The sequence below is a fragment of the Mesorhizobium sp. P5_C1 genome, from assembly GCF_054049815.1.
On the sequence record NZ_JBFULQ010001167.1, the window covers coordinates 1 to 880 of the forward strand.

Annotated in this window: 1 protein-coding gene; it reads left to right on the top strand. The window is 58.6% G+C overall.

All coding sequences use genetic code 11. The features are described from left to right. The coding region (locus tag ACXJ7R_RS34650) for an EAL domain-containing protein (protein WP_457155726.1) at positions 1–880 on the top strand (880 nt) is incomplete at both ends.

The window sequence follows — 880 nt, forward strand, 5'->3', positions numbered from 1 at the left end:
GCTACGGCCATCAGGAAGGCGACCGCTGCCTGATCCATGTCGCCAATGCCCTTAGCGAAATGATCAAGCAGTATAGTGGCTCGATCGGTCGCTATGGCGGGGAGGAATTCATTGTCCTGGCTCGAGTGGAGAGAAAAGAACAGATCATGGATCTGGCCGAAGCCATTTGCAGTACGGTGGAGGGCTTGGCGCTTACCCACGAGCTGCGGCGAGACGGCGTCTCGATTGTGACAGTGAGCGTTGGCGCTGCATTCACCAGGACGCAGACTGGCGCCAAGCTGGAGAAAATCATCCACGAAGCCGACCGCGCGCTCTATCTGGCAAAAGCCGGTGGTCGAAATTGCGCTCGGCTGTTCGATCCGACCGATCCCCAGAGCAGCGACGAAAGTGAGAACATCGCGGCCTTGCTGAAGATCGCGATTGGCCAGAATCTCGTTTCGCTCGTTTATCAACCTATCCAGGATGTCAAATCGGGCCGGGTCGAAGCCGTAGAGGCTCTGATGCGCCTCAGAATGCTGGACGGTACGTCGGTTCCGCCGAGCCTGTTCATTCCCGTTGCGGAACGAACCGGCGCGATCCTGGAACTCGGGCGCTGGGCAATAAGGACAGTGTGCTCCGAGCTTCTGGCGGAYGACCACGTCCGTGTCGTCAGTGTCAACGTCTCTCCAATTCAGCTCAAGACACCTGGCTTCGCAACGTCCGTCGCGACCATTTTGGGCGAGACCGGCGTCGCCGGCAGCAGGCTGGCCTTCGAAATCACCGAAGGACTGGAAATGGAGATGCACTCGGACATTCTTCGCTGCATCAGCGACCTGAAGCTGCTCGGCATCAAGATATGGCTCGATGATTTTGGGACCGGCTTTGCCGGCCTGTCGTGGCT